6 protein-coding genes and 1 rRNA gene are annotated in these 7,362 nt (G+C 39.1%); all 7 read right to left on the minus strand.

The features are described 5' to 3' along the window. Positions 1–35 precede the first annotated feature (35 nt). Entirely contained in the window at positions 36–1,412 is a 1,377-nt protein-coding gene (locus CRT24_RS14070; protein WP_197734307.1) for an alginate export family protein, read from the minus strand. A gap of 44 nt (positions 1,413–1,456) precedes the next feature. Then, entirely contained in the window at positions 1,457–3,232 is a 1,776-nt protein-coding gene (locus tag CRT24_RS14075; RefSeq protein ID WP_099371867.1) for an amidohydrolase, read from the minus strand. A gap of 61 nt (positions 3,233–3,293) precedes the next feature. Then, the gene (locus CRT24_RS14080) at positions 3,294–3,980 is read right to left on the minus strand and encodes a hydrolase (RefSeq protein WP_099371848.1); all 687 of its coding nucleotides are present in this window, start codon (positions 3,978–3,980) and stop codon (positions 3,294–3,296) included. 81 nt (positions 3,981–4,061) lie between these two features. Next, a complete protein-coding gene (locus tag CRT24_RS14085) occupies positions 4,062–4,940 on the minus strand; it encodes a pirin family protein (RefSeq protein ID WP_099371849.1) in 879 nt (292 codons plus the stop codon). 137 nt (positions 4,941–5,077) lie between these two features. Further along, on the minus strand, positions 5,078–5,656 hold the full coding sequence (locus tag CRT24_RS14090; protein WP_099371868.1) for a Crp/Fnr family transcriptional regulator: 579 nt from the start codon (positions 5,654–5,656) through the stop codon (positions 5,078–5,080). 13 nt (positions 5,657–5,669) lie between these two features. Then, positions 5,670–5,981 carry a hypothetical protein gene (locus CRT24_RS14095; RefSeq protein WP_099371850.1) on the minus strand — a complete coding sequence of 104 codons (312 nt, stop codon included), beginning with the start codon at positions 5,979–5,981 and terminating at the stop codon, positions 5,670–5,672. Positions 5,982–7,111: 1,130 nt separating this feature from the next. Beyond that, positions 7,112–7,223: ribosomal RNA gene (gene rrf / locus CRT24_RS14100) — 5S ribosomal RNA — on the minus strand. Positions 7,224–7,362: the final 139 nt, after the last annotated feature.

Here is a 7,362-nt window from a genome sequence, read left to right on the forward strand (position 1 = left end):
GTCTTGGATACCAAAATCAAGACTTACAAAAATCATTAAAATTTAACCTGTGCTGTAAGTCCACTGATGTAAATATCCTTGCCTGCACTAACATCTTTTATATAGTCGCCAGCTTGGAACCATGTAAATTCACCACGAAAAGTTAAAAAACGATTAGGACTATATAAAAGAGCGCCTATTAATTGATTTCCTATATGTCTGTTCTGGCTTCCACCATCATCATAAATCTGAACCATATTCACACCATAAATCCCATCTGCTTTACTGTATCTCCAGAAAAAGTCATAATCTACAGAGAATTCTAAATCCTTTGCGAGCTGGAAGTTGATGGAAGGATGAAATTCAGCTAAGTTTGATGGACCAATCAATGCTGCCAATCCAAAATATGCGCCCTTGGGATACAACGCATTGAAAGACCCAACACGGTCCTTTTCACCTTGATCACCACTGATAAGCTCTGCTTTCAAACCAATTTCAGGCTTAAGAAAAACATCATCAAATGAATATGTAGTATTGATGGAAGCTGTCCAAGCCAGGATTTTCGAACTGCCCAGTTTTCCAAATTGCACAAGCCCTTCAATATCATAATTCCAAGAATCTAATCCTCCAAAAACTCGAGATCCAACAGAATGACGCAATTCTCTTCCTTTGACATCAGCAAATAATGCCGATTTCTTATAGAATCCAAGATAATAAGCATCGATACCACCTAAACCCGGGACGGATTTGAAAGTTGAATATGCACCCCATAGACGAGTGTCTTTATTAAAACCATCATCGAAAACACCTTTTTTTGCAAGAACGTAATGAGAATAAAACAAATCTAGATTTACATCTTTTGTCTTATACATGATTTTTGCAGCATCAAATGCTTGCCGATTATTTGGATTTTCCCTGACGGATATCAACCGCTGTGAACCATAAGATAATTCCTGTCTACCGACCCTAAAAGTCATGGAAGAATGGTCTGTGTCGAATGCTGATACGTCTACAAATGCTTGGTGCAGATCTAACGGATTTTCCTCCACCGGGGTGGTTATCGGTCTACTGCTCGCAAGACTGCTTTGAACTTGAACAAAGGCCCTCACATTTTTAGAAAAACGCCAATCTGTATGGAGCAGGAACCTCGACAACAAATAACCGTCTCCGTCATTTTCACTGTCGCCCCAATCTTCATTCTGAATATAGAAATATTGGCCTCTGGCCTCCCCTCCTACACTTAAATAACTATCGCTTTTCTGCTTTGAAAATGGGATATATTTCAACCCCTCATAAAATGTTCTTGAACTGTCTTTTGCCAAGTAACTATAATCTTCATTATAGCGCAAAGGCTTAAAAGAAGGTTGATCTTGGGCAAGAGCAATGCCATTGCTCAGCAATAATAAAATCCCAAATAGGCGCAAACGAACCATGTTTTTAAATCGTTTTTTTACTTTAAAAGATTTACAATGGCTATCTATTTTTGATTTTGGTAGCCACCATAATATTTCACGGGAGACCATTCCGGCAATACTGAAAGAGGCTTGGGAGCTACCTCCTGATAATCACTATCACCATATACTATTTTGCCATCTAAAATAGTCAATTTTGAGGTAATATTCTTTATCTTTTCAGCATCAATTTTAAAATAATCTTCGTCTAAAATGACTAAATCCGCATAGTATCCTTTTTCAAGCTTACCCTTCTTTTCATCCTTGATTAATTCATAGCCTTTATGAGTTGCTAATCGCAATGCAGTGGTCCGGTCAAGTATATTTTCTTCAGCCATTACTTGGTTTCCGCCGATGGTTTTTCCTGTTGTAATCCAGTAAAGAGCAACCCAAGGATTGTAGGATGCTACCCGAGTGCCATCTGTTCCCAATCCAACAGGAATACCCAGTTCAAGAATCCTTTTGATAGGAGGCGCAGCCAATGCTGGTTTTTTGCCGTATCTCTTAATAAACAATTCACCTTGGTAAGCCATTCTATGTTGAATAGCAACACCACCACCCAAACTTTTTATCCTCTGTAAATTCTCCTCACTGATCGTCTCGGCATGGTCTATAAACCACATATTATCCTTCAATGATACCTGAGCATCTACTTTTTCAATGATATCTAAAAATCTCGTAATACTCTCATCGTATGTAGCATGGATACGAAACGGCCATTTCTTTAATGCTAATAATCTAATTACTGCCTTCAGATTGGTTTCCAATGTCATTGGTAATTCTGGTCGTGGAAAAAGAAAATTCTCGAAATCTGCAGCATCTGCGACTAGGTTTTCACCACCACCACCAATGTAATAGTCTATTTGATTGAATTTATTGTTGGCATGATTACCAACATCTGCCATTCCTACCCATTTTGTAAAGTCTTCCAGTTCCTTCCCTTTTTTCTGTGCAAACAGGAAATATGGTAAGCGAATCGTAATTTTCCCTTCTTTGTTCAAAGAATCGGTTATTCCATAGTCATCCGGAAAATTTTGAAAACCTCCTCCGGCATCCATCACACCTGTTACACCGATTCTGTTTAATTCGGTCATATATTTTAATGTAGAATTCACTTTTTGTTCTGGAGTAAGCTCAGGAAGTTTTGCCAAGGTAGAATATAATATGAATGCGTTAGGTTCAGCCACTAACAATCCTGTCGGATTGCCTTGTTCATCCTTTTCTATAAGTCCTTCGGGAGGATTAGGTGTGTCACCAGTGATATTTAATTTTGCTATACCAGCTTTGTTCAACCATGCTTTACCATATAAATAGAGGATAAATGTTGGTACATCACCTGTGGCCGCATTAATTTCTTCAAGCGTTGGAAGTCGTTTTTCTTCAAATTGATATTCGTTCCAACCACCTACGACACGAATCCATTGGCCTTCAGGTGTCCTAGATGCCTGTTCTTTCAACATTTGAAGTGCAGTTTTTAAAGATGTTACCCCATCCCAACGCAATTCCGTATTATAGAAGCGTCCTCCGCGGATGACATGGCTATGGCTATCGAATAAACCAGGAATAACACGACGATTTCCAGCATCAATAACCTTTGTATTTTTGCCCTTCAATTTCAATATCTCACTGTTTGTTCCTGTTCTCAGAATTTTGTTCCCTGAGATAGCGATAGCCTCAGCCTCTGGGTTTTCATCTGATAAAGTAGTGACTTGAGCATTACGAATGATAATGTCTGCTCTCTGTCCAAATACTGGGGCGATCAATACGACCGTCACAAGAATACTAAATGCTTTTTTTAACATAATTGTATGGTTTTTTAAAGCGGACATGTTGCCATGCCCGCTTACTGTTGAATTAATAGTGTTAGTGCTTCAACATCTCTCTTGAGTATTGAATCCCAATACCGTAAGATCCAGCATATTTAACAACTAGGTCGTTAACTGCTTTATAGGTGTCTTGACGTGCCCAATCACGTTGTAGCTCTAATAAATATTGAATTGATGTCATCGGTTTGGCACCTGCTTGTACCATTCTTGTGATCGCTTGATCATGAGCTTCTTTGGTAACATCTCCAGAAGCATCTGTAATCACATAAACATCATAACCATCATTCAATGCTGACATTACAGGACCAACAACACAGACGCTAGTCCATAAACCTGCCATCACAATCTTTTTCTTTCCTTTTCCGGTAATTGCTTTGTAAGCATTTACATCTTCCCAAGTGTTCATCGTAGTTCTATCGATAAACTCCGCTGTATTTGGGTAAAACTCTAAAATCTCAGGAAATACGGGTCCACTGAATGACTTCTCCGCAACAGTAGTAACAACAGTAGGGATTTTGAAAATCTTGGAAGCACCAGCAACCAATCCAGTATTGTCTCTCAACTCGTTCATCGGAATACTGTGAGTAGCAAATGCCATTTGACCTTCGTGATCTATTAAGACTAAAGAATGATTCGTCGGATTTAAAAGCTCAGGACTTGGTTTTTGAGCGAATGTAATAAGTGAAGCTACACCTAATGCAATTGTTAAGATTACTTTTTTCATTTTGATTAATTATTAAACGTTTGTTATTTTATTTTGTTTATTGTATTGTATTTTTGCGAAATTTATTTTCCATCCGATAAATTATCCAAGGATCATTGGGACTTCCATTAATAGAATTTTGGTAGATGGTGAAGTGGATCTTATTTCTATAGAGCTGATATTCCATAACCCGAATCCATCCCTACTATTTAGATTTTGATTACCTACCAGCGCACTTCCCTCAATCAAGAAGACATATAGACCATTACCTGACTTCTTAATTTTATAATTACTGATAACACCAGCCTCAAACTCTCCTAAGTGAAACCAAGCATCTTGATGTATCCACACGCCATCATCATCATGGTTAGGGGACAGTATTTGTTGGAATCTATTTTTGAGTGAATTTTGATCTATAGATTGTTGATCATATCTTGGTGCTACATTCCGGCGATTTGGATAGATCCATATTTGAAGGAATTTGACAGGACGATCTTCATTATAATTGAATTCGCTGTGCATAACTCCTGTTCCTGCACTCATAACTTGGATATCACCATTCTTGATTACAGATACATTTCCTAAATTATCCTTGTGCTCCAGATCTCCGTCTAATGGAATACTGATGATTTCCATGTTGTCATGGGGATGGGTTCCAAACCCTTTTCCACCCTCAACAACATCATCATTCAAAACTCTCAATACACCAAAGTGCATACGCTCAGGGTTATGATAATTGGCAAAACTGAAGGTATGATGGCTCAGCAACCACCCATGATCCGCCTTGCCTCTGGTAGTTGAATAATGAATTACTGAATTGTCACTGAGATTAGAATCCGTATTTGGAATATGGTTGAAACCAATAAAATCTAATGGTGCTAGTTCTTCTATTTCGTTTTTTAGGATATTCCCTAAAGCTGCAGTAGCTGCGAACATCCCCGTTCCTACAAAACCTTTTTTTATGAAATTCTTTCTGTCCATTACTTTTGTTGTTTGATGAAACAAAATTAGGACGTCTAAAACCCCAATCCATTGAACTAGTTAAAGAAATGTTTAATTAGTAAAAAATAAAAAAGCCCGAACATATTGTCCGGGCTCAATTAAAAAAAATAATATGATCAGCCTTTTGCAAGTCTCTTTTTGATGATACTCACAAACTCAGCTGAAACTCCAAGGTATGAAGCAATATAATATTGAGGTACGCGTAAGGGGATACTCGGATAAAGCTTTAAGAAATCCAAATATCGCTCTGGTGCCTTTTGGGCAATGGTATTGATCAACCTATTCTGAAGGACTGAAAGATTGCGCTGAACCAATAGCCGGAAGAACAGCTCAAATTTCGGCAAGTCCATCAAGAGTTTTGCCTTGCTAGTTGGTGTCAACACCAACATTTCTGTTTCTTCTAAGGTCTCAATAAAAAATTTGGAAGGCTTTTGATCATGGAAAGACGCAATGTCACTTACCCACCAGTCTTCAATACCAAAGGAGATGGTTACTTCAAAACCATTCTCATTGACATAAAACGTCCTGACGCACCCTTTATAGATATAACCTTCAAACTGACAGATATCTCCCTCCCGTAATAGAATGGTCTTTGGAGGAATTTTCCGAATCTTCAGATGATCTATAAAGATCTGTTGCTGTTCAGCGGTCAACTGAATATACTTGCAAACATTATTTACTATTTGAATGTACATGAGACCAGGAAGGTTAAAATTCATAATTAGGGAAAAGACTATAAATTTCATTCTTAAGAAGCCCGCTGCCACCCCCGAAATGTTGGATGACCTTAATATGATCATCCACACATAGTGCATAAGCCTTAATGCCAATTTCGGTAAACTCTGGTAGGCCTGAACTTAAAATAATAACATCAACAGGATGGTTGTTCAGATAAGTTTTTAGTTCATTTTCATCATCCATCACATAAGCAGTCCACCCGGTGTTATTCTCAATCAACCTCTTCAAGGTATTGAGAATATCCACATTCTTTCCTATCACTACAAAATTAAGCAGTTTCATTAATAATATTATTATTTAACTAAAAAATGATTTTAAACCATGGTTAAAGTTATACTCGAAAATATATTTGTAACACAAATACAAAATTAACCTTGAAATAATAAAGAAACGTTTAACTAGTTTAATAAATGGGGAGATAGATGTGAGATGTGAGATATGAGATGTGAGATAGTAAGCGACAGGACCTAAATCTGTAGACAATAGACAATAGACATAAGACAACAGACAATCGACATAATAGCCATAGGGAACCAACTCCCTTTAAGGGTGGCACTATTCTAGAAAAATGTCATTATAACCCAACAAACCCCGCTAGGGGTGTAACTTTTATAGAAATGATTATACGATGCTAGACAACCCCGCTAGGGGTGTAACTATTATAGAAATGATTATGCGATGCCAGACAACCCCGCTAGGGGTGTAACTATTTTAGAAATGATCATGCGATGCCAGACAACCCCCCTAGGGGTGTTACTATTATAGAAAAAATAGCCATGCAGCCAAAAACCCCATCGGGGTTAAATGCCGGAGGCATGAAATGTATCTTAAATGCCGTAGGCATGAAATATCTATAGATCTGATTGTCACCCCAAACACCAGCTCCGTAGGTGTGGCATGTTTGCTAAATTTCCTGCTATAATAGTGACACCCCGATGCCATTCTGCTATTATAACCACAAAATAGTTTCCAGAGCTAAAGCTCTGGAATGACAGGGCTTTTTTTTTAAAAAAGGGTCGATTTTTGGGGAGATGGCTTGCGGCGAGCCGCAAGCCATCTCCCCAAAAATCGACCCTCTTCCTCTCGGCAATCTTGTCATTCCATCTCGAAAGAGATGGAAACTATTTCTGTGAAATAGACATTGAACATGTCAAGGTGATGATCCGTGGAGACGGTAACTACGTGGTTGAGCATTAATGATCATGCGACACTGATGAGGTTTCACCGCAGTGGCAGGTATCCCCGACGCCATGGTCGGTGTCCTCACCGGCCATCACCTGGAACGTGTGCGGCGCCTGCCCTTCGGCTCAGGGACCGAAGGCGGCCGCCGGTCCCGGTACATGGGCACCCTTTGGGAACGCCACAAAACAGGAAAGCCCGATGTCCTCCTGGACAACGGGCTTCCGTATAAAATTAGGCACCGACCTACTCTCCCACCTGTTACGGCAATACCATCGGCTCTGGCGGGCTTAACTTCTCTGTTCGGAATGGGAAGAGGTGGACACCGCCGATATAGGCACCTGAATACCTTTTTGACAGACTGATCTGTCATTGACATGTTATTGGAAGAAAGGATGTTAAAAAGAGAGAGGACAACAGACTATCCGCATTGGAAAGCTTCGGGCTATTAGTACCACTCGGCTTTGGTCTCTCAACCTTTACA

It is taken from the genome of Sphingobacterium sp. 1.A.5 (assembly GCF_002734235.1).
In the GTDB taxonomy this organism is placed as follows: domain Bacteria; phylum Bacteroidota; class Bacteroidia; order Sphingobacteriales; family Sphingobacteriaceae; genus Sphingobacterium; species Sphingobacterium daejeonense.